Source organism: Bacteroidota bacterium, assembly GCA_023957335.1.
Lineage (GTDB): Bacteria > Bacteroidota > Bacteroidia > NS11-12g > UBA955 > JALOAG01.
In genome coordinates, this window is record JAMLHC010000001.1 from 615,272 (window position 1) to 638,873 (window position 23,602).

Sequence of the window (23,602 nt, forward strand, 5' to 3'; positions counted from 1 at the left end):
ATTAGATTAATATTATTTCACTAAGATTGGTTTTTTATAAACAATCATTGATAGTAATCCAAAAATTAAACCACAATGGATATCGAGCATTTTCGAAATTATTGTTTGTCAAAAAATGACACAACTGAAGAATTGCCATTTGGACCGGACACCTTAGTTTTTAAGGTTAGGAACAAAATTTTCGCATTGTGTGACATCAACAGCTTTGACAGTATCAATCTCAAATGTGATCCTGCATTAGCCATAGAATTACGCGAACAACACCCTGATGGGATTATGCCGGGATACCACATGAATAAAAAGCATTGGAACACAGTAATGACTTTTATGCCCGACAAGCTTATATTGGAATTAACAGACCACTCTTATGCTTTGGTAACAAAGCAGATAAAGAAGTAGTGGACTTCATTTTATAAGTCTTTTCTACCAAACTTTCTCAACGATAAAAGCAGAGGTATTAAAGCCCATAATGCAAGAATAGAATAAGCGATTATCGTCCCCATCGCACCTGCAAAACTTTGTTTGAACACCGCGCTGGTAACTCCCATGAGTGCCGAAATATCCATTTTGAGCAAAGTAATAATTCTTACTAAATCAATCGGATTGAGTGCACTCAACCCAACAATAATACCTTCAAGTGGATATTCCAATAGCTGAAACAAAACAAACATAACTAATCCGTCAAACAGGAGTGCAAAATAGAGCCATAACAGAAGGGATGCGCCTATTCCTTTAGTTTTTTCCTGAATATATACAGATGCAAACAAAGAGATAGAAACAAAAATAACAGAAAGCAGAACTCCTGTTATAATCATTGTAAAACCAACTATTGTTGGTGCAAAAATCAGTATAGGAAGTCCACATCCGATTACAAAAGCAATAATGAGTGCTATGGCTAATCCAATAAAGAAACTAATCCAAAGTGAATTTCTTTTGATAGGTTGCGCTATTAATAGCTCAATAAACTCTGAAGAGTTATAGATATAGATGGTAGAAAATATTGTACTGACTAAAGGAATTAATATCAGGTTTAGCGTAAGCAAACTCATCAGACTCTTTTCGGGTACGTCCTCCAACATAAACAACCCTAAAGAGAATAGTAATAAAAAGAGTGTGTAGGCAATGACTATTTTATTCCTCAGAATATCAACAACAACATATTTTATGACTTTCTTCATAGTTTTAAATTTTGATTGTTAGCACTCATTATCTGAGCGATAGCTTCTGTTAATTTTACTTTTCCGGTGTCTTTTTTCACATCTTCAATGGGTTTACAAAAGATAATCCTCCCTTCTTCCATATAAACAATCTGATTGATAACCTCATCTAATTCACTTAGTATATGAGATGTTACTAGTATTAATTTCCCTTTTTCCTTCTCTTTCAATATTTTATCTTTCAATACCAAAGAAGCAACAGGATCAAGACCCGCAGTGGGTTCATCTAAGATAAGTACTGCCGGGTCGAACAAAAACGCTAAATACGCACTCACTTTTTGCCTTGTTCCTCCGGACAATGTGCCCATACGTTTATTGAGAATATTTTTCAGATTGAAACTATCATATAGTTCCTTGTCCAGATTAGCCTTACGACCATCTCTCAAATCCTCAATCATTTCCAAAACATGTCCTACTTTCATATTTTCAGGATATCTGGCAATTTGGGGCATATAACCAATTTGATGGCGATATTCCCATTGTCCTTTGATTGGTTTGTCCATAAAAAATATCTCGCCTGAATTAGGGATAACCATACCCAACAGGCATTTAATAAGTGTGGTTTTGCCACACGCATTTGGACCAATCAATGCAATTATATTCTTCTCACCTAAGTGAAGGTTAACCTCTTTGAGTACTTTAAAATTATCGAATTGCTTATTAATGTTTGTGAACTGAATCATTCGTGTATTGTTTTAATTTTCTTCATAGACGGGTTATTATCTTTGAGATTTTCCGGCACCATACTAGGGAGAACGCTTTCTGCCTTGTCCATCATACTGACAAAAAAACTTCTAAATAGCATCAATGCACCGGGATTTCGTTCTATGATAAGGGAATAAAAGGTAATGGGTCTGTATGGCACATCTCCAACACCGTCTTTGTTTAAATCATAACCGTCATATTTGTCCCAAAAGTTGCCATCAAGTGATTTCATGATTAACTTACCATTAGTAGCAAGGTCAAAGGTATTGCCAATAAAATTGTTATTCGTTACTATAAAATCACTACTACTTGCATTGATTTTAAGTGCCCAACCATTATTAGTAAATCTGTTATTTTTGATTTCAATTCTATTGGAACCATCGGCAAAAATAGCCATGGTATTTGTAGTAAAGTCATTATCATCAATCTTACTGTCATTGATTTCCTTTAGCAATAATCCGTAAGCTGCTCCTCCCCAATTATCAGCAAATACATTGTTATACATTTCAACCCGTTTACTATACATCACTGCTACCCCGGCTCCATTGCCTTTATAGACGTTTTCACGAAACACATTATCATGCGAAAACATGAAATGCATGCCATAGCGGCTATTGCCTATGCTTTCATTGTGCTGGATGAATGAATGAGTAACAAACTCAAAATATATCCCGTCTCTATGACCGTGGATTTTATTATTTTTTATTGTAAGATGATTGCATTTCCAGCTGTGAATCCCATTTGCGGCAGGTTTATCTTTACTCTTACCTGATTCTAAAACATTGTTCAAGTAAGAAACATAGGATGAATTCATGGTCAAAATTGCAAAAAAGTTATTCTCAAATCTGCAATTTTCAATGAGTATATTTTTTGTATTATTTATCTTGAGCGAAGCAATATCATTGAAGCTTGAGCTACCTGAATTTTTGAACAAGATTCCTTTAATAACAACATTTTCATGCTCAACAGTCAGATTCTCATATTTATTTTCACCATCAATTTCAGGAAAATTTTCGCCAAGAAGTACCAAGGATTTTTTTAAAAAAATAGCTCCTTCTTTATACAATCCGGGTTTAATCAAAATGGTATCTCCATCTTTTGCAGTATCAATAGCTCTTGTAAGCGATTTAATATTGTTATTGGGAGTTACAACAAAAGTTACTGCAAACAGATTTGAAGATACAAATAACAGAAATGCAGTTATTCCGCTGAAATAAATTCTTCCCATTTTAATTTGCTACCTTCAAACTGTGAAAAATATGTATTAAGGCTGTCTTGAGATTCAAAAGCTGCAGTGTTTGACCCCATTGGGCTTTGAAGTTTGTCATTGTGCAGCAGAAAACAGTTTTCTGCATTTGTCAGATTACCCGGCATAGAAAAATCCACTACCCACAATGAATGGATATTTGTGTTGATTATTGATTTATCATTTATAAAGCCTCTAAGACAATGCAGGTCGTCAAACTTGTAAACTCTCCCTTTATTTGTTACTAACTCCGCGCCAAATCTATTATCACTAATAGTCATTGCGCAATAATCACAATTGTCGGTTCCGAAGGCAATCGGTTTTGGACCTACACTGCATGAACTCAGCAGCAGTGATATAAAAATCAAAAAAAGAAAAGTAAAAGAATAATTTGATTTAACAAGACTCATCATTTTCTTCTGATTTCAATAAAAGCACAAAATAAAATAATAACACCCACACCTGCCATAATCCATCCCCCAAGATCAGGAATAGAATATGCACCGAAGTTAAGCAGTTGTTTAAACCCGAGTAATGGTGGTTGATATGTCATACCGGGCACTTGAATAGGAGCAGTAGGGTCAAGGTTATGTCCGTAATTATACAACCACATATAAAAATCAATCATAGCAGCAATTGCAAATGCTATAAAAGAACCTCCCCAAACATAGAAAAACCACTTTCTGTTAATAACTGCAGTAAGAAGTCCGAATAAACCAATAACAACAAATATATAGGGCAAAACCTCGAACTCGACAAAATCTTTTTCACTCAGATGTCGCATTCCTATGTAATGATTGAGTCCGTTAATAATATCAACTTGACCGGAGAGTTTATCAGCATGAATTTTAAGCACCAGCCCTTCCGGGTATTGGGGCGCGTCCAACTCAATTCTCCATATTGGCACAAAAATAACAATAAAGAGAGCTAAGCCGCCAACAAGAGACATAATCCTAGTTAAGCTTGACAATGAATTTTTTTTTGCAGTAGCCATAAAAGTAATAATAAAAGATTAAAAGTAAAGTGTTGTCAAAGATGAGCTGCCTCTTCGAGGCAGCTCAATGATAAATAAAAAAAATAATGAAAAACTAGTTTGCTTTGGGTGCTGTATCACCTGTTCCATAGCGTAACGGGGTGTTACTTCCGGCAGGGGAAACTCTCACATAACCTTGCATCTCTTGGTGTAATGCACTACAGAAGTCTGTACAATAGAATGGAACTATACCAACCTTTTTAGGCATCCACTTCATCGTCTTGGTTTCTCCGGGGAGTATTAACATCTCTGCACTTGTTGAACCAAGAATAGTGAATCCGTGAGGTAAATCCCAATCTTGTTCAAGGTTTGTCAAGTGGAAATAAACTTCGTCACCCACTTTTATACCTTCAATATTGTCCGGTGTAATGTGTGAACGTACCAGTGTCATATAGATATCTACTCTGTTTCCGTTTCTAACAATCTTTGTTTCGCCTTCGCCTTTTGCAACATAAGGATGATTGTTTTTTGTAATATCAAAAATCCTAACTTGATTATCTTTGATTTTACTTGCCGGAATCATGATTGCATAGTGAGGTTCACCAATAGTTGGGAAGTCAAGCAATAATTTCATTTTGTCTCCTGAGATATCAAATAATTGTGCGCTTTGACAAAGTTCAGGACCAGTTGGCAGATAACGGTCTTTTGTAATTTTGTTCCATGCTACAAGGTATTTGCCATAAGGTGTTTTGGAATCTCCACCGGCAACTGTTAAGTGGCCAGTTGAATAAAAAGTAGGCTGTCTGTCAATCACTTCAAGGGTTTTCAAATTCCATTTAACAACTTCAGACGAAACAAAGAATGATGTATAAGCATTTCCATTTGCATCAAACTCGGTGTGCAATGGACCTAATCCCGGCTTTTTAACTTCTCCATGAAGCACAGCTTGATATTTTAATACAGGAACACCATCAAAATTACCTTCATAATTTTTCTCTTCGATTGCTTTTATCATCTTCTGGAAAGAGAAAACCGGAATCAAAGAAGCTAATTTTCCACTTCCAACAATATATTCGCCAGTAGGGTCAACATCCGCACCATGTGGAGATTTAGGACATGGGATATAGTAGCACACGCCTTCCAAATCTTTCACATCTAATACCAATACTTCGTTTTTGGTAGTCGAATTCACAACAAAAGAATTTTCGTCCATTATGTTGTGAACATAATTTGCTTTAACTTTTCTTGCCTTTCCTGCTTTAACATATTCTTCAGCTTTTTTCCAGTTAACAGCCATAATAAAATCTTTGTCTCTTTGCGAAGAATTAACCTCCAATAATGTATATGCCTTTTCTGTATTGTATGTAGAGAAGAAGAACCATCCGCTGCTTGGACCTTTGCCTGTATGGCTCAAATCATAATTTACCGGAGGGGTTTTTAACTGAAACGCAACGTCCATCTTTCCATTATCAGGATTAACACTAATAAAGCTAATTGCACCACTAAATTTATCTGCATACGAACTGATTGGAATATCTCCATTTTCATCGTCAAAAGGCACGCTGAAACGGGTACCTGCAACTACATACTCAGAATTATCTGTAATAAAAGGTGAAGAGTGATTTCCGGCTGAATTAGGAATCTCAATTATTTCAGTAGTTTGAAAGGTCTTTAGATCAATTCTGGCAACACGTGGGGTATTATTTTCATTTGCAAACAACCACCTGCCATCATACTCGCCATTTGTTTGAGAAAAAGACAAGTGATGTTGGTCTCCCCAAGGGATAAACCCGTGTGAAGTCATAAGCATATTTTTTGTTTCTTCACTATATCCATAACCAGATTCAGGATCTGCTGAAAATACAGGGAGTACTTTAAAAAGTCTTCCGGAAGGAATTCCATAAACAGAAACTTGTCCACTAAAACCACCTGACACAAAAGAGTAGAACTCATCATACTGTCCCGGTGCAACATAGACTTTCTGTGCAGCATCACCACTTACGGCTGTTGTTGCTGTTTTAGGCTTACAACTCTGGAAGCCAATTGCAGTAGCAAAAATGGCAGCAGCCACAGCTACAAATCTCGATTTTGATTGAATTTGAAACATAAATTATATTGATTAGATTAAACAGATTTTGTTATTGAGGAGAATATAAATCAATGAATTAAGGTATTATTAATAAGGGCTTACTTCACTCCATCATTCTTACGCATGAATTCAACAAGTGCATAAGCCTCTTCATCAGCTACATTTTGGTTTGGCATTCTCACCAAACAAATTTCTAACTGTGATTGCAATTCGGGGTCTTTGTCTAACATTTCGTCAGGATTGGTAATAAAATTAAGCAACCAAGCCGGTGTTCTTCTTTGTGTCACACCGTGCCATCCGGGACCAACCAATCTTTCGTCAGTTAATTTATGACAACTCTGACATTTCATATCATATATAGCTTTGCCTTTATCTGCTTTTGCATTGTCGAGTGCTCCTAACACTACATCTTTGAATTTACCTTCTCCTCTGTGAGGGTCGTATTCACTAACTTCTTTCTTTGTATCAGTTGTTTGCTCTGTTGTACTACTTGTGTTTTCTTCATTTGTAGTTTGAGAACCTCCGCATGCATATAGTAATGCAGCAAATCCAATTAAAATTATTTTTTTCATTTTAGTTTTTATTATTTTCAAGTGCAAATGTAGATATGAAAAACAGAACAGAAAATGATATTAATCATGAATCAATATTTTATTTTGACCTTAATTTGCAGACAGAAATCACATCAATATATAATCGCCTAAATCACCTCCTAAAAATACTAAGTTTAAAGCATGATATTCAGAATAGATAACCTAACGCAGCTTACTTATTCTCCTTTAAATTTTTGTGATTTATTCAGTTCCTTATCTTTAATTTTTCTTCTGACACTTAACCTTTCAAAACCAATTTCAGAATATGCCGAAACTATTCAAACTGCCTGATTCATGGGGTGCAATTTGCTTGTTTAATCTTTTTGTTGCTTCTATTATCGGGGTGATTATGAGATATAAAATCAATTTCCCATTACCCGGTATTGTTCAAGCTAATATGCTGCATGCTCATTCTCATTTTGTTTTTCATGGCTGGGCAACCCTCACTTTAATGACTGCCTTTATTAGTCTGATACTGCCTGAGAGAATTAAAAGAACATTTCCGTATTTTGCTATCTTTTGGCTTTCACTCATTCTGTCTTGGGCTATGCTTATCAGCTATTCTTTTCAAGGTTACTCTCCTGTTTCTATTGGATTTACTACTGCTGCAAACATAGTTTTCTATTGGTTTGCAGTTAAATTTATCATGGATTTGAAAAGAATAGATGCTCACAAAGTGGTAAAATACTTTGCAATAGCATCTATTGTATCTTTTATTATAGCATCTATCGGAGAATATTTTTCTGCGAGTTTTTCATTATATGGACCTTCTACACCTCTGATTACACGAGGGGCAATGTATTTTCTGTTACATTTTATTTATAATGGTTGGTTTTCCTTTGCAATCATCACACTGTTTTTTCAATGGTTAACCACCAACAAAATCAAGTATAGACATGAAACCTTATTAAAAGTTTTTGTTCTGCTTGCAATAGGATTAATTCCCGGATATGCTCTTTCATTAATCGGATATGTGAATAAACCTTGGGTTTATGTGTGCTCCTATTTTGCAATCATAACACAAATGATAGCAGTTTATATGCTACTTAATATGATTATAAAAGCCAGAAAACAAATCAATCAAAATCTATCTCTATTCTCAAAAATTCTGTGGGGCACAGCATTTCTTGCTTTTATTGCAAAAACAGGAATGCAGATGGGATCTTTGAGCCCCGATTTGGCAATTATTGCATTCAGCCTTCGCCCGCTGGTAATAGGCTATCTCCATCTAATCTTCATCTGCTTTGTCAGTTTCTTTTTATTTGGGTATATGATTGAGAAGGACAAACTGAGTTTTAAAGCATCTTCACCGGCACGTAATGGAGTAATTGCCTTCTTTGTCTTTTCTTTTCTTAGCGAACTACTGTTATTCCTTCAAGCAGCCGGAAATTTTTTCTACTTCCCTGTTCCCAACATTGCCTTGATTATTTATTACGTAACGATTGTAATGTCTTTGTCACTGTTGGTTTTTGTATTAGGACAGATAAGAAGATATTGGAAATGAGCAGGTGAAAATACTCAATTCCTTACTTTTTTATTTAAAATCATTCAAAATAAGCCCTTAATTTGCACCCCGAAAAAAAGAGTATAAAAATAATTTTATTAACTCTTTTTCATTGTAAATTCAATTCATGAGAAAGATAGCTATTCCTCAAATTTGGGCTACAATATGCCTGATAAACCTCCTTATAGCTTCGTTGCTGGGTTTGCTCATGAGATACATACTTAACTACCCTATTCCTTTCTTGAATTTTGAATTTATTCTGCACTCACATTCTCATTTTGTATTTTATGCATGGGCTACTATGGCACTCTCTACATCATTAGTAACATATTTGCTGCCGGATGACAAAAAGAATAAGACATCTTATGCATGGATATTCTGGATATTATTCTTTAGTTCCTATGGCATGCTTATCACTTTCATAATTCAAGGGTATAAAGTTCCTTCTATTGTATTTTCTTCCATAGCAACCTTTGTATTCTACTGGTTTGCTGTCATCTTTATTAAGGATATGAGGAAATCAGACAATACCTCTCTGGTAAAATATTTTTCCTATATTGCAGTAATTTCCTTTGTTATTTCGTCTTTAGGTCCATATTTTCTTGCCTATTTCTCCGCCACCGGTCAAACAGCACCTTTGTATATCAATGGTGCACTATACTTTTACTTACACTTTCAGTATGACGGCTGGTTTACATTTGCTGTCTTTGCACTATTCTTGCATTGGCTTGTTAGAAATAAAATCATTTTTGACTCATCTATTTTCTTTAAATTCTTTGCATTGTTGGCATTCAGCATTTTCCCCGGATATGCATTATCTATCATTGGACTAACGGATGCATATTGGGTCAATTTTGCAGCACAAATTTCAATCATCGCGCAATTGATTGCTATGGTTTTATTCATTCAATTCTTTATTCAATCGCGAAAAAAAATTGCTGCCCATTTACAAGGTTTGACCAAAATCCTTTGGATGACTGCCTTTGTTTCTTTTGTTGCTAAAACCATTATGCAGTCATTTTCAATTGAGCCCGAGATTACAGCTTTTGCCTTTAGCTACCGACCGGTTGCTATTGGTTTTTTACATTTGATTTTCTTGTGTATAATCAGCTTTTTTATTTTTGGGTTTTTCTTTGAGAAAAATTTATTCCAAGTCAATAGAAACGTATTGTCAAAAAGCGGTGTAATCCTCTTTGTAGCAAGCACTTTGTTGAGCGAAGCTATTCTATTTTTAGAATCTGCGGGGGCATTTTTCTCTATTGCAATGCCTAACTTTAATCTCTGGTTGCTATATATTACAGCAGTACTTTCTGCGTCTTTAATATTGTTTTTGATAGGACAAATCAAATCCTAATCACGACCCACACAATTAAGATGCAGGCTGACACTATTCAGCTTTTTTGAGTCCCAAACCTTCGTAATATTTGCTTACTTTTGCACAACCTAAATCCAGAATAGGTTTTATAAGATATAAAATATGACTAAGATGCAAGCCACTGACTCGTCTCTTTCGTTTGACGAATTCAAAAAACAAGTATTAGAAGACTACAAATTAGTAGTTGAGAGCAGACAAGCCAGTTTGATTGGGCGCAAGGAAGTGCTTACCGGCAAAGCCAAATTTGGAATTTTTGGAGATGGAAAAGAGGTTCCGCAAATTGCGATGGCAAAAGTTTTCAAAAAAGGTGATTTCCGCTCCGGTTACTACCGTGACCAAACCTTTATGTTTGCCAAAGGAGTAAACACCATTAAACAATTCTTTGCACAGTTATATGCCCATCCCGACATTGAAACTGAACCAAATTCCGGTGGACGTTCAATGAACGGACACTTCGCTTCGCAATTCTTGGATGAAAAAGGTAACTGGCTTGCACAGACTAACAAATTTAACGTCTCTGCAGACATCTCTCCAACTGCCGGTCAAATGCCCAGATTGCTTGGATTGGCTTATGCATCTAAGATATATAGACAAAATCCTGCCCTCAAAGACAGAACTGATTTTTCTATAAACGGCAATGAGATTGCTTTTGGAACAATAGGAAACGCAAGCACTTCCGAAGGCGGATTTTGGGAAGTTATGAATGCTGCGGGTGTGATGCAAGTTCCACTTTTGATGTCTATTTGGGATGATGCTTATGGAATTTCAGTTCCTGCAAAATATCAGACTACAAAAGAGGATTTGTCTGCACTATTGAGTGGTTTTGTTAGCGAAGGCGACAAAAAAGGAATTCGATTATTCACCGTCAAAGGGTGGGACTATGCAGCACTATGCAAGACGTATGAAGAAGCTGCAGAAATATGTCGTACGGAACATACCCCTGTTGTTGTACATGTTACAGAATTGACTCAGCCGCAAGGGCACTCAACGTCCGGTTCGCACGAAAGATACAAATCCAAAGAGCGTTTGGCATGGGAATCAGAATACGATTGTAATGCACAGATGCGTAAATGGATGATTAGCAACGGTATTGCCACCGAAGAAGAATTAACACAAGTTGAGGAAGAAGCATTGTCATTAGTTAAAAAAGAAAAAGATGAATCATGGAAAGAGTTCATGGATTCAATGAATACAGATAAAAATACCGCCATTGAACTGCTAAATCAACTAGCTCCCGATTATGCGCATGCAACAGAATTAACCAACGAACTCAAAGCAGATAAAAATGCTATTCGCAAAGAGACTTTAACCGTTGTACACAAAGCTTTGCGCGAAACTCATGCACAAAATATCCATTCACAAGCAAGACAAAAATTGCTTGATTTTTATAACAATATGATTGCTGAAAACAAGGAAAGATATGGTTCTCACTTATATAGTCGCTCCGACAGCAATGTATTTAGTCAAACAATTATTCCTGCCGAATTCAGCGACAACTCTCCCATACTTGATGGCAGAGAGATTGTAAATGCTTGCTTTGACAAGAATTTTGAAAAATATCCCGAGTTCGTTGCCTTTGGGGAAGATGTTGGCAAAATAGGCGATGTAAACCAAGGATTTGCCGGCATGCAGGACAAATATGGCGAATTGAGGGTTACAGATGCAGGAATCAGAGAGTTGAGCATTGTAGGACAAGGATTAGGGGCAGCAATGCGCGGACTTCGACCTATTGCAGAAATCCAATACCTCGACTATTTGCTTTACGCGCTCGAGATTATGAGCGATGATATTGCTACAGTCCAATACAGAACAGTAGGCAGACAAAAATCTCCTGTCATTATCCGCACACGGGGACACAGATTGGAGGGAATTTGGCATTCAGGTTCATACATGGCCGGTGTGATTCATCTGGTACGAGGCATGCACGTTTGCGTACCCAGAAACATGGTACAAGCCGCAGGGATGTATAACCTACTTTTCAAAGCAGATGAACCCGCACTTGTAGTTGAGTGCTTGAATGGTTACAGACTGAAAGAAAAACTGCCGGACAATATTGGCGAATTCACAGTACCTTTGGGTATTCCGGAAATTTTGCACCAAGGTACTGATATCACATTAGTAAGTTATGGCTCCAGTTTAAGAATTGCGCAAGAAGGCATCAAACAATTAGAAGAATTTGGAATTTCTGTTGAACTTATTGATGTTCAGACTTTGTTACCATTCGATATCCATCACAGTATTGTTGAGTCTATCAAGAAAACCAATAAGGTTGTATTTATGGACGAGGATGTTCCGGGCGGCACAACATCCTATATGATGCAAAAAGTATTGGAAGAACAAAAAGGATTCAAATACCTGGATGCAGAGCCTGTTACCATAACTGCTAAAGAACATAGACCTGCTTATGGTTCAGACGGAGATTATTTCTCAAAGTGCAATGCAGAGGACGTATTTAACACCATATATAAAATAATGCACGAATACAATCCTGAGAAGTATCCTGCGTTTGGGGCATAACATTTTCAATCAAAAAACTGCCATGAAATATGTTCAGTTGGCACACCATACACTATTTGCGGATGATTATCCCCTATATACTTGGCGTGTTTACTTCATTTTATCTACTGAATGACAATTGGCAGATTGCACTCATTGCCGTTCCCGGATTAGCCCTTTCTATTTATTATTATTTTCGTAAACCTATCAAGAAATTCAGTCTTGACACTCTCTATGGTGTTGCTCTATTCCTCTTGCTTTTTGCGCTTGGCAGTTTTAGACAATTCACCTATAATGAGTTAAACACACCAAACCATTTTTCAAAAAATAAGCAAACCGAATATTTGTTGGCACAAGTTGCCGAAGAATCATTTGAAAGAGAACACTTTGTTCGCGTAAGGCTTAATATTCAAGGTGGTTTTGATTCGGTACAAAATTTTTATAAAGAAACCGGCAGCGTACTTGCCTATTTCAGAAAACCTGTTGCACAGCAGTTTACCATAGGTGATGAGGTCATTATCAACGCACAACTCATTCAAGAGGTTGAACCTCCTCGCAACCCGGGCGAATTCAACTACAAACGCTTTCTAAGTTACCAAAATATATATTTTCAGGTTTTCCTGAATGAAGATGATTGGATAAGTACAGGTGTACATCATCTTTCTATTACAAGCATTGCCTCACAAGCCAGAATGAGCATTATAGATAAGATTGGGCAACTCTTTCCGGACCCTGAACACAAAGGTTTTGCAGAGGCTTTGCTTGTAGGTTACAGAAACAATCTAAACACCGAAATTGTAGATTCATTTTCCAAGACCGGCACACTGCACGTGTTGGCTGTTTCAGGATTGCATGTGGGGATTATCTTTTTGATTTTGAATTTTATAAGCAAGGTTTTTCGTAGTTCAAAACACGAATATATCTACAAAGGACTGATTGTTATCATGGGCATTTGGGCTTATGCTTTTGTGACCGGGATGTCGCCTTCGGTGCAAAGAGCTGCCATTATGTTCAGCATTGTACAAATCGGAGTACTGCTCAAGCGCAGACCACAGATTTATAACAGCATTTTTGCTTCGGCTTTTTTCATACTATTGGTGAATCCGTTTTTGATAGTGAGTGTGAGTTTTCAACTGTCATATATCGCTGTTTTGGGCATTGTATTTCTTCAACCTAAAATTAGAAATTGGTTTATACCGAGAAATAAAATCACAAAATATAATTGGGATTTGACAGCCGTCTCACTCGCTGCACAGATTGCAACCTTTCCTCTGGGAATTTTTTATTTCTACCAATTTCCATTGTATTTTCTTTTGTCCAACTTGGTTGTCATTCCTGCTATTTTTGTTGCTATGCTTGCGCTCATCGCAAGTGTATCAATGTTTTGGATTCCATTTTTGGGGAGCATCATTACATGGATAGCAAAAATCAGCATTGACTTTATACTTTGGACGGTCAGCACCATGCATTCACTTCCAAGCGCAAGTTTTGAATTCTTGTATTTGACACCAACACAGTTAATACTGCTCTATATTTTCGTTTTTGTATTTACATTATGGCTTTTTTCTGCTCAAAAATCTTACGGATGGCTCTCAATGATCACGGTTGTGGCATTTATGTCAACTGCCTTGTATCGCTATTACAAGGTCAATAATCAAAACTTTGCTGTGGTACACTCCATAAACAAACACCAAGTAATGAGTATTGTAAATGGTAGAGAAGTCCATTTTATTTCAGATTCTTCATTCATAAACGATGAAAACAGCCAGCGTTTTTATCTGCGACCCTACATCTCTGAACACGGTTTGCGCAAAATACATTTCCATACATGGGAAGACAGTATATCCCAAGACCATTTTCTTTTATATAACAATATTTTACAAATCAAAAACCACACTATCCTATATAAAAACAAATGGATACTTCTGCACCAAAACACAAATGGAAGCAATACCGCATGGGTATTTAATTCCAACGATAAAAAGAGAATGGACTTTATGAGCAAGAAATCAATAGAAATACAGGCAATGCAAGGATGGATGAAATTAGAATAAGTGCAAAGACTTATAAAGTCACTTCAAAAAAATATCATCCAACAATCTGAGTATCAGAAAAACAATTACATTTGTCTCCACATTCCTAATCCGTGTGCGAGGCATTGCAACCCAATCCTTTAACCACATTAGGTTTACGACAATTAACTTTATTCATAAAAATCACACTCAAACAAATAATACAATGAAAACAATTAAAAATTTATCCTTCATCCTATTGACAGCAGTATTTTTATACTCATGCTCTAAAAAAGCAAAACCGGAGGACGTTGCAACTGCATTTCAAACATCTTTCTTGAAATTAGATTTCGATAAAGCGAGCGAACTCGGCACAGATAAAACTAAAGAATTCATGAAAACCATGAAAGGATTTGCAATGATGATGGGAGAAGAAAAGTTCAAGGAAGAAAAAGCAAAAGCTGAAAAAGCCAAGATAGAGATTACCGGTTGCAAATGTGAAGCCTTGGACGACAACAAACATGAATGTACCGTTTCATATAAAAACGAAGAAGGAAATGAAGAATCTTCACCGGTGGTACTTACCAAAGTGGATGGCAAATGGCTTGTTGATATGAGCAAAGAAGATGCAGGCATGAATGCAAAAGAGAATTCTGAAAATGGAGATATGGAAAATCCGGATGAAAACATTCCTGAAGACGGTAGTGATATTGATAGTTCCACATCAGATGCTTCAGAAATGCAAAGTGATTCAATGTAATTCACTATTGTACCTAATTTAATGCTTCTATAAACCTCTTGTCTTAAGAGGTTTTTTTATTGTTGAATTAATAATGTTGTTTGTGAGTATTGCTAAAATAATGAGACTGCTTACAACAATAACGGGAATCATAATTCTATTGGGTGTTTTTGCTATTGTACTTTATAACTCTCCAATTGTGCGCAGCAAAGCAGGAAGGTGGGTAGCATTAAATACAGCAAGTACATATAAGTCAAATTCTAAATTAAATCAACGACCTCATTCCAAACTATCAGAACAAGATTTGCTAAATTTTCGGGAAGGAGACATCATTCTACGAAGAGGTTTTGGTTTTGTAAGTGACTGGATTCACAATCATTTTAGTGATAAATACGGGCTAACCCATTGCGGTGTACTGACTTTAAAAGATTCTTTGTGGCAAGTCATTAATTGTGAGTCTAATCAATATCACGAGGGTATGCAGGTTACATCTTTGCAAGCATTTTTAAATGATTCACATCCTGAAACCATTGTAGTTGTAAGGCTCAATGATCAAGAACAGGCTCAGCCCATTTTCCACCAATGGATGAACTATTATTTAGAAAAACAAGTACCTTTTGATTACAAATTTGACGACAGCGATAGCTCCGAACTATATTGTACAGAAGTTATTGATCTGGCATTGCAAAGAACCTTGGGAAAGAAAATTCTTACTCAGAGAAAAAATATAGGTCTGATTACAGCACCTTCGTACAGCAATTTTATGAATACGGAAAATTTTAGCATCATCATCAATCAGCTTGTAGATTGAGATTATTTAGGGAAAACTTTGCTCAATCCCGTCAATCAAAGCATGAATTACCTTAATATGAATTTCTTGTGCACGGTCTGCAAAATCGCTATGAGGAGCACGTATTTCAATATCACACATGGTACCCAACACTCCTCCGTCTTTTCCGGTCAGTCCTACTATGGACATATTTTTCTTTCTTGCAGCTTGCACCGCTTTTACAATATTAACAGAATTTCCGCTCGTGCTGATAGCTAATAAGACATCTCCTCTGTTTCCTAAAGCTTCAATATATCTTGCAAAAATTTCTTCAAAACCATAGTCATTACCAACGCAAGTTATATGTGCCGGGTCACTGATACTAATAGCCGGAATTGCTGCTCTGTTATTGCGATAGCGACCTGTTAGCTCTTCTGCAAAGTGCATAGCATCACACATTGAACCTCCATTACCGCACGAAATAATTTTATTTCCTTTTTTGACTGCATTAGCCATCAAATCGGCAGCAGATTCAATTTTGGCAAAATTGTTTTGATTACCTAAGAATTGGGTGAGAATCTGTTGTGCTTCTTCAAAATGTTTTTTAGCTGTCATAAATTAGTATGCACTTTCAAACACAGGGTTCTCCTGTTTTGCTTTTTGCAATTGATTGTGTTTATAGTGTTTAAGTCCTTGTTTTAAGAAACGCACAAAATTATCTACGTTTAAATCATACGGCTGTGGGGAGTTCAACAAATTCTCATCATTGTCAAGCAGAATATAGTTGGGTTGTGAATTACTTCCGAACATACACGATTGAATGTCAGAGTTCTTCTTGCCCAAGGTAGTAACTTTTCTACCCGTTATTTTTGATAAATATTGCTCCTCTGCAGGCAAGGTAATTGTTTTATCATCCACATATAACGCGATGACGATATAGTCTTTGCTGAGGATATCGAGTATTTTTTCATCACTCCAAACCCTTGCTTCCATTTCTCTACAGTTCACACATCCATGTCCTGTGAAGTCAATAAACACAGGCTTGTTCACTTTTTTGGCGTACGCCATACCTTCTTCATAATCAAAGTAGCCTTTGAGATTGTGAGGCAAATGTAATTTGTCGGAATATTTGGGGGTACCTTCTACATCACCTTTTTCACCTTCAAGCTTTTCGAGTAAAGCAAAATCATGTGTTGACATAGGAGGGAGATAGCCTGCAAGTGCTTTTAACGGAGCACCAAACATACCCGGAATCAAATAAATAACAAATGAGAATGTTATAATTGCCATAATTAATCTTGGAACTTTCAGATAAGGCAAATCACTGTCGTGTGCAAATTTGAGTTTACCCAACAGATATAACCCCATCAAGGAGAAAATGATAATCCAGAGTGCTAAATAAATTTCTCTGTCTAAAATTCCCCAATGATAGGTTTGGTCAGCCAGAGAAAGAAATTTGAGTCCCAATGCAAGTTCGAGAAATCCGAGAATGACTTTAACCGAATTAAGCCAGCCTCCGGATTTAGGCAATGAATTAAGCCAAGTTGGAAACATGGCAAACAATGCAAACGGAAATGCAAATGCAAGCGAGAAGCCAAACATTCCAACAACGGGTTTTACAAATTCTCCATTCAGACTCTCCACCAATACAATCCCAACAATAGGTCCTGTGCAACTAAACGAAACTAATGCGAGTGTTAGAGCCATGAAAAAAATACCCAAAAAACCCCCTTTGTCTGATTGCTTATCAACTTTGTTTACCAACCAAGAAGGCAAAACGAGCTCAAAAGCACCAAAAAATGCTGCTGCAAAAAAGATGAATATCAGAAAGAAGAAAATATTAGGAATCCAGTGCGTAGCCACAAAATTAGCTGCATCTTCTCCAAATACAACTCCAACCAGACTACCTAATACGGTATAGATAAAAATGATGGACGCACCATACAACAAACCGCTCTTGATAGATTGTGCTCTATTTTTGTTTTCACCTCCTTTCATAAAAAATGCTACGGTCATCGGAATCATGGGGAATACACAGGGAGTTAACAACGCAGCCAATCCCGATAAGAAAGCTAAAAGAAAGAATCCTAACAAGCTATCTTTAGATACACCTGCCACTTCTCCTTCATATTTCTTAACTTCACATTTTCCAATATCATTTTCATCTTTTGCTTTGTATAAATAACTGGGTTTATATGCATTCTCGCTGGTGGTCGCCACAGTCGCGGTACTTTCTACATTATCTTTACTCTCAACTTCGCTTGTATTTTCAACATTTGCATTTGTATCACTGTGTATATTATTAGTTTGAACTTGCTCCTCCATCTTTTGCCCTGCAGCGGTACCCGATACTGTCAAACCTGAAAAAGTCATATTGGCTGTTTCCAAAGGCACACACATTCCTGACACATTGCTGCACATTTGACCTTCAAGAAACCCTTTAATGACCGGATTGGGTGCGAGGATTTTCACTTTGTGCCTTAGTTCTGCCTTCTTTTCAAATTTGCCAACTTGACACTTAAAAATATCATCTATTTCTTTTTTGTCTCCAACGGAATAGAGATTGCCGACTGGTGCAAAGGTGTTGTTCTGTTCAAAATTGAAGTTAGCCTTGATAGGTCCTATTTCACATTCTACATTTGTAGAATAAATATACCAATCCTTGGGAGCATTGGTTGTAAAAACAATTTCAACGACATCGCCTACTTTGGCTTCGGTTTGAGAAAACTTAAATTCCCATACCGGTTGTTTTACCATTTGTGCAGATGCACTGCTCAGATTTAGAAAATAGCTTGTCGCAACAAGAAATAGCGTAAAAATGCGTTTTAGATAAGTTAGATGTTGCATAAAAATTCAGTTTACAAAGTTCGTTAAAAAAAGTGTTTACAAATATTAGTTATCCTTTTAAAATATAAACTGTAATTTCGTTTGAAATCATGAAAATGCGTTTAATCCTTCCCTTTCTATTGGGCTTAGTTTTTTTTATTTCAAACTCAGCGCAAGCCAATCGTATCAGCTATCAAGAATATATTGAGCAGTACAAAAATATTGCTATGCAGGAAATGAAAAGTCATAAAATACCCGCAAGTATTACACTCGCCCAAGGTCTATTGGAATCAGGTGCGGGCAATAGTCGTCTGGCTGTAGAAGGAAATAATCATTTTGGAATAAAATGTAAAAAAAATTGGACAGGACGCACGATAATTGAAGATGATGACGAAATAGGAGAATGCTTTAGAGCATACAACTCTCCTTTTGAATCGTATGAAGACCATTCCTTATTTTTAACAGAGAACAAAAGATATGCTTTTTTATTTGACATTCACATACTTGATTACAAAGCCTGGGCTGACGGCTTATTGAAAGCGGGCTATGCTACCAATCAGAAATACCCTCAATTATTAATTGGTTTGATTGAAAGGTTCACGCTTGCACAATATGATACAAGCGTTTTTTATGGACAAAAAGATCAAAATTATTTTACTGATCCCATAATTAAACCCAATATTCAGATAGTTGACAATGGCGTACCACTGACCGTAACACGTCCCGGACAGACCATACACTCCATTGCTGAAGACAACAATATGCGTGACTGGCAAATCTACAAATACAATGACCTACCAAAAGATGCACGAATTGACCCCGGTATGATTATCTATTTAAAACCTAAACGTAATAAAGCGGCTATTGCAACCCATACTGTTGAATCGGGAGAAACAATGTGGGAGATTTCACAGAAATATGGAATAAAACTCAAAAAACTTTATAAGAAAAATCACATGGAACCGGGCACTGAAGTAAAACCGGGTGAAGTCATTAATATGAGAAGAAAACGCAAAGAAATGCCCGACACCGGCAGAGTCATAATTCAACCTTCGTTAGACATTCCAAGAACCGAGTCCAATCATGTTGAGGTTGTTACGCCCCCAACTACCAAACCGATACAAAAAGATGTGAATACCGGCACTACTACTACTACTACAACAAGCGTAGCTGAGTCCAATACTGAGGGGACATTATTCTACACAGTAAGTATTGGTGAAACCCTATATAGCATTTCAAAAAAACTGAATATCAGCATGGATAGTTTAGCTAAATGGAATAAGCTAAAAGACAATGCATTATATGTGGGACAAAGGCTCTCTTATTTTGCTCCACAAACTCAAAACCAAAATTCAAACAACACAACTCAAACCCGGTTCATATTACATACCATCAAGCCTGGCGAAACCCTTTACTCAATATCTCGAATATATGGCGTATCGGTTGAACAAATTCAGCAGTGGAATCAAATTTCAGGGAATGATATTAGAGTTGGACAAACTTTGCAGATTGAAGATAATAGATAGCTTAGCTCAATAAAAAATCTTCTATTCATCATTTCATTCAAATAACATAGATTTGACATCCAAAACGTTCAACAAATGAAGGCTATAATCCCGGTTGCAGGCATTGGCAGCAGACTCAAGCCACACACTAACACTCAGCCCAAAGCACTTATTCCCGTAGCAGGCAAACCATTGCTCGCACATATCATTGACAACCTTCAATCAGCAGGAATAACAGAGTTTATCTTTATTATCGGATATATGGGTGATAAGGTTGAGAATTTTATTACAAAAAACTATCCGGAACAAAAGAACAAATTTATTATTCAAACCTCGCGCAAGGGAATAGGTCACGCCATTTATCTTGCCAAAGAAAAAGTGCAAAATTGTGACAGTGTGCTTATTGTGTTGGGGGACACCATTTTCGAAACTAACTTGAAAAAAGTACTATCCGCTCCCAATTCAATGATCGGAGTCAAAAAAGTTGATGATCCGCGTCAGTTTGGGGTGGCGGAAATCAATGCAGATACAAGTATTAAAAAATTGGTCGAAAAACCTCTTATTCCCAAGTCAAACATGGCGTTAGTGGGTGTTTATTATATAAAGGAAGTTAGTCAACTTTTTGAAGCTCTACGATACAATTTAGAAAATAAAATCAAGACCCAAAACGAATATCATCTCACAGACGCATTGATGAGGATGATTGAACAAGGAGTTGTAATCAAAACATTCGAGGTGGATAATTGGTTTGATTGTGGCAAGAAAGAAATCCTGCTGCAAACCAATGAATTGTTATTGAAGCGATTGAAAGAATGTTCAATAGATAAAAAATCAATCAGCGACAGCATTATCATACCGCCTGTCTTTATTGGTAAAGGTGCCAAAGTTTATAAATCCGTCATTGGTCCTAATGTATCCATAGGTGATAACACAATTATTCAATCGAGTATTATCAAAAACTCTATTATTGGACCTTATGCTCATATTGAGAGCGCAATTCTTCAAGACACTCTGATAGGCAATGACTCACGACTTAAAGGATTTGCTTACACACTGAACTTAGGAGATAGTACAGAAATCAGTTTTTAGACAGCAACAAAAAAGCACGGCTTATATGACCGTGCTTCTCAACAAAAATTTCGAAAAATAGAACTTACTTATTCTGCGTTTCCTTCTCTTGGTTTGTCTTCTCTTGGCTTAGCTTCATTCACAACCAATGCTCTTTCCATGAACTCTTTCTCATGCAAAGCTTGAATAGCCTCACGGGCTGCATTGTCATTGCTCATTTCTACAAAAGCAAATCCACGAGAACGATGAGTGAATTTGTCTTTAACAATTCTTGCCAAAACAACCTCTCCATAAGTGGAGAAAAGGTCTGAAAGATCTTGCTCTTTGGCACGGAAGCTAAGATTACCTACATAAATATTCATACAATTAACTTTTAAACTTGTGCGTATCATTTTGCACGGGACAATGATACGCGAATAAAACATAGCTTCGTTCATTTTTTGAAATATTTTTTTAAATTACACATCCTTAAGTTCTCAATCTTGGTTTACAACTTCTATGATTAACTACTCATGCTATTCAAATTTAATAATAATTCAACTTGCGTTAATTAACAAAAAACCATGACCACGCCTAAATAATATCTATTTAATTTAAACTGTTGAAATGCAGTAGAAAGACCACAAAATAATCAATTAGTTTTTTGGTAAATTAAAAGTTTGGGGCAATTTTTGCAACTCAAAATTTAAAAACAAAAACCCATGAAAAAAATATTTATCATCTTCGGAATTTGGCTTGGTTTCAGTGCATGCGATTCAGTATTAAGCACGATGGAAACGGTTAATAAAAACTTAGGACCTTCAAACACAGAAATAATAGCCGGATTAAAAGAAGCTTTGACAAAAGGTATTCAAACCGGAGTTTCTAAACTCTCTGTTAAAGACGGTTTTTGGGGCAATCCCGCTATCAGAATACCCATGCCGGAGGAAGTAAAAAATGTTGAATCAACTTTACGCACAATGGGACTCGGAAGCCAAGTGGATAAAGCTACCAAAGCCCTAAACGAAGGCGCAGAACTGGCTACAAAAGAAGCTATTGACGTTTTTGTAACCGCTGTGAAAACCATGTCTATTCAAGATGCAATGGGGATACTTACCGGAGGCAATAGCGCTGCGACTAATTATCTTAAATCAACTACTACTGCATCGTTGACAGAGAAGTTCAGACCTATCATAGCCGGTTCATTAGACAAAGTAAGTGCAACAAAGTATTGGGGGGATATCATGAGCAAATACAACTTATTTGCAACAAAAAAAATCAATCCTGATTTGACCGGATATGTTACCGAGAAAGCTATGAATGCACTTTTTAAAGAAGTTGAAGTACAAGAAAATCTAATTCGCTCAAATCCGGCTCAGAGGACAACCGAAATTCTCAAAAAAGTTTTTGATTACGCAGATACAAAAAAATAAGTTTCGGTTTTAGGTTTATCTACACTCGAGTTTATTTAAAAAATAGCATCCATTATTTTACTAATCAATAATAATGTTTTGTTAATACATTGAATGATGGCTTGTATGCTTGCGTATTAAGTGAAAATACTTACTTTTGAAGCATTAATTAAACAAACAAAAAATGAAAATGAAATTATTACCCATGTTAAGTGTGGCTGCTGCCATGTTCTTATCTTCAAATCTTTCTGCCCAAAGAACTATCGACTGGTCAGTAAGTTCTATTCCGATACCTCCTTCCGAGTTAAGGGAAAAAGCGGATATGAGTGGAAGTACCTACACACTCTCAGCAGTATTTACAAATTTGGGACCCGACACCGCCAGAATAGGTGACACACTTTTATACCGTGTTGTTATTCCTATCAGCCAATCACAAGCTATACTTATACCCGGACCCGATATAAACACTTACGCAATCAGAGTTTTAACTAATGATATCGCACCTAATGATACCGCAATGATAAATTTATCCGGCACTATTGGTTTCAGACCGAAATCTGTATCTTTTTATACTGGTATAACTGTTGCTTCTTTACTTATCAACGGTTCCGGTTTAGACCCTATTAAAGATGAAGAAAACAGCACCCTCGGCAATAATGTTTTGTCAGAACAAGTTCCATGGATTGTAAGACAAGGCTGGGGTGTAAATGTGAAAACTGTTGATGTTGAGAATTCTTTTAGCGTTTATCCTAATCCGTCAACAACCGGTATCTTCCAAATCAACACATTGATTATTAATGCAGACAATACCGAAAACACTATTAAAGTTTACGATTATAGTGGGCAAGTTGTTTATGTTGCTGAACTGAATAATAACTCTACTCTTGACCTGTCTAATCTGAGCAATGGTATTTACTTTGTAACATTCAACAATGGTTTGGGCACTGAGACTACCAAAGTAAGTATAGCAAAATAAAAAATATTTCTCCGTAAATAGAAAGAGTCCTCCTTCACTAAGGGGGACTTTTTTTGTTTAGGGTCATTGCTGCTAAAATCCTATTTTTGAACCGAATGAGAATACGATTTCTTGCGCT

Annotated in this window: 21 protein-coding genes; 11 read left to right on the top strand and 10 right to left on the bottom strand. The window is 36.4% G+C overall.

What is annotated here, in order from left to right:
- Window positions 1–75 precede the first annotated feature (75 nt).
- On the top strand, window positions 76–399 hold the full coding sequence (locus M9892_02590; GenBank protein MCO5253237.1) for an MmcQ/YjbR family DNA-binding protein: 324 nt from the start codon (window positions 76–78) through the stop codon (window positions 397–399).
- An 11-nt stretch (window positions 400–410) separates the two neighbouring features.
- Here M9892_02590 and M9892_02595 read toward each other — a convergent pair whose 3' ends face one another.
- The 7 genes from M9892_02595 to M9892_02625 all read right to left on the bottom strand — a co-directional run bounded on the left by M9892_02595 (window position 411) and on the right by M9892_02625 (window position 6,802).
- Window positions 411–1,178 (bottom strand): ABC transporter permease subunit, encoded by a 768-nt coding sequence (locus M9892_02595; protein MCO5253238.1) that lies wholly within the window; start codon window positions 1,176–1,178, stop codon window positions 411–413.
- A complete protein-coding gene (locus M9892_02600) occupies window positions 1,175–1,900 on the bottom strand; it encodes an ABC transporter ATP-binding protein (protein MCO5253239.1) in 726 nt (241 codons plus the stop codon). The genes M9892_02595 and M9892_02600 overlap by 4 nt, the downstream gene beginning before the upstream one ends.
- On the bottom strand, window positions 1,897–3,150 hold the full coding sequence (gene nosD, locus M9892_02605; GenBank protein MCO5253240.1) for a nitrous oxide reductase family maturation protein NosD: 1,254 nt from the start codon (window positions 3,148–3,150) through the stop codon (window positions 1,897–1,899). Before nosD ends, M9892_02600 begins: the two co-directional genes overlap by 4 nt.
- Window positions 3,123–3,581: a nitrous oxide reductase accessory protein NosL gene (locus tag M9892_02610; GenBank protein ID MCO5253241.1), complete on the bottom strand. Its 459-nt coding sequence runs from the start codon at window positions 3,579–3,581 to the stop codon at window positions 3,123–3,125. Before M9892_02610 ends, nosD begins: the two co-directional genes overlap by 28 nt.
- A complete protein-coding gene (locus tag M9892_02615; protein ID MCO5253242.1) occupies window positions 3,578–4,138 on the bottom strand; it encodes a hypothetical protein in 561 nt (186 codons plus the stop codon). Before M9892_02615 ends, M9892_02610 begins: the two co-directional genes overlap by 4 nt.
- 118 nt (window positions 4,139–4,256) lie before the next feature.
- Window positions 4,257–6,248 carry a Sec-dependent nitrous-oxide reductase gene (gene nosZ, locus M9892_02620; GenBank protein ID MCO5253243.1) on the bottom strand — a complete coding sequence of 664 codons (1,992 nt, stop codon included), beginning with the start codon at window positions 6,246–6,248 and terminating at the stop codon, window positions 4,257–4,259.
- Between the two features lie 80 nt (window positions 6,249–6,328).
- The gene (locus M9892_02625; GenBank protein ID MCO5253244.1) at window positions 6,329–6,802 is read right to left on the bottom strand and encodes a cytochrome c; all 474 of its coding nucleotides are present in this window, start codon (window positions 6,800–6,802) and stop codon (window positions 6,329–6,331) included.
- 286 nt (window positions 6,803–7,088) lie between these two features.
- Between M9892_02625 and M9892_02630 the strand changes: the two genes are divergently transcribed.
- From M9892_02630 to M9892_02655, 6 genes are all read left to right on the top strand, one after another.
- Window positions 7,089–8,327, top strand: coding sequence for a hypothetical protein (locus M9892_02630; GenBank protein MCO5253245.1), 1,239 nt, complete (start codon window positions 7,089–7,091; stop codon window positions 8,325–8,327).
- A gap of 127 nt (window positions 8,328–8,454) precedes the next feature.
- A complete protein-coding gene (locus tag M9892_02635; protein ID MCO5253246.1) occupies window positions 8,455–9,681 on the top strand; it encodes a hypothetical protein in 1,227 nt (408 codons plus the stop codon).
- Window positions 9,682–9,813: 132 nt separating this feature from the next.
- Complete coding sequence (locus M9892_02640) at window positions 9,814–12,219, top strand: thiamine pyrophosphate-dependent enzyme (GenBank protein MCO5253247.1); 2,406 nt, start codon at window positions 9,814–9,816, stop codon at window positions 12,217–12,219.
- A 62-nt stretch (window positions 12,220–12,281) separates the two neighbouring features.
- Entirely contained in the window at window positions 12,282–14,252 is a 1,971-nt protein-coding gene (locus M9892_02645) for a ComEC family competence protein (GenBank protein MCO5253248.1), read from the top strand.
- Between the two features lie 184 nt (window positions 14,253–14,436).
- The gene (locus M9892_02650) at window positions 14,437–14,970 is read left to right on the top strand and encodes a DUF4878 domain-containing protein (GenBank protein ID MCO5253249.1); all 534 of its coding nucleotides are present in this window, start codon (window positions 14,437–14,439) and stop codon (window positions 14,968–14,970) included.
- Window positions 14,971–15,070: 100 nt separating this feature from the next.
- Complete coding sequence (locus M9892_02655; protein MCO5253250.1) at window positions 15,071–15,760, top strand: hypothetical protein; 690 nt, start codon at window positions 15,071–15,073, stop codon at window positions 15,758–15,760.
- Between the two features lie 6 nt (window positions 15,761–15,766).
- On the opposite strand, the gene lpcA is transcribed toward M9892_02655, so the two are convergent.
- Together lpcA and M9892_02665 are read right to left on the bottom strand one after the other, a co-directional pair.
- Window positions 15,767–16,333, bottom strand: a complete 567-nt coding sequence (gene lpcA / locus M9892_02660) for a D-sedoheptulose 7-phosphate isomerase (protein ID MCO5253251.1) — start codon at window positions 16,331–16,333, stop codon at window positions 15,767–15,769.
- A gap of 3 nt (window positions 16,334–16,336) precedes the next feature.
- Complete coding sequence (locus tag M9892_02665; protein MCO5253252.1) at window positions 16,337–18,565, bottom strand: thioredoxin family protein; 2,229 nt, start codon at window positions 18,563–18,565, stop codon at window positions 16,337–16,339.
- 89 nt (window positions 18,566–18,654) lie between these two features.
- Between M9892_02665 and M9892_02670 the strand changes: the two genes are divergently transcribed.
- Both M9892_02670 and M9892_02675 read left to right on the top strand, forming a co-directional pair.
- Window positions 18,655–20,070, top strand: a complete 1,416-nt coding sequence (locus M9892_02670) for a LysM peptidoglycan-binding domain-containing protein (protein MCO5253253.1) — start codon at window positions 18,655–18,657, stop codon at window positions 20,068–20,070.
- A gap of 75 nt (window positions 20,071–20,145) precedes the next feature.
- The gene (locus M9892_02675; GenBank protein ID MCO5253254.1) at window positions 20,146–21,138 is read left to right on the top strand and encodes a sugar phosphate nucleotidyltransferase; all 993 of its coding nucleotides are present in this window, start codon (window positions 20,146–20,148) and stop codon (window positions 21,136–21,138) included.
- 68 nt (window positions 21,139–21,206) lie between these two features.
- Here M9892_02675 and M9892_02680 read toward each other — a convergent pair whose 3' ends face one another.
- Window positions 21,207–21,479, bottom strand: coding sequence for an RNA-binding protein (locus M9892_02680; protein ID MCO5253255.1), 273 nt, complete (start codon window positions 21,477–21,479; stop codon window positions 21,207–21,209).
- 339 nt (window positions 21,480–21,818) lie between these two features.
- Here M9892_02680 and M9892_02685 point away from each other — a divergent pair, with 339 nt between their 5' ends.
- Together M9892_02685 and M9892_02690 are read left to right on the top strand one after the other, a co-directional pair.
- On the top strand, window positions 21,819–22,529 hold the full coding sequence (locus M9892_02685; GenBank protein ID MCO5253256.1) for a DUF4197 domain-containing protein: 711 nt from the start codon (window positions 21,819–21,821) through the stop codon (window positions 22,527–22,529).
- 163 nt (window positions 22,530–22,692) lie between these two features.
- Window positions 22,693–23,484 carry a T9SS type A sorting domain-containing protein gene (locus M9892_02690; protein MCO5253257.1) on the top strand — a complete coding sequence of 264 codons (792 nt, stop codon included), beginning with the start codon at window positions 22,693–22,695 and terminating at the stop codon, window positions 23,482–23,484.
- Window positions 23,485–23,602: the final 118 nt, after the last annotated feature.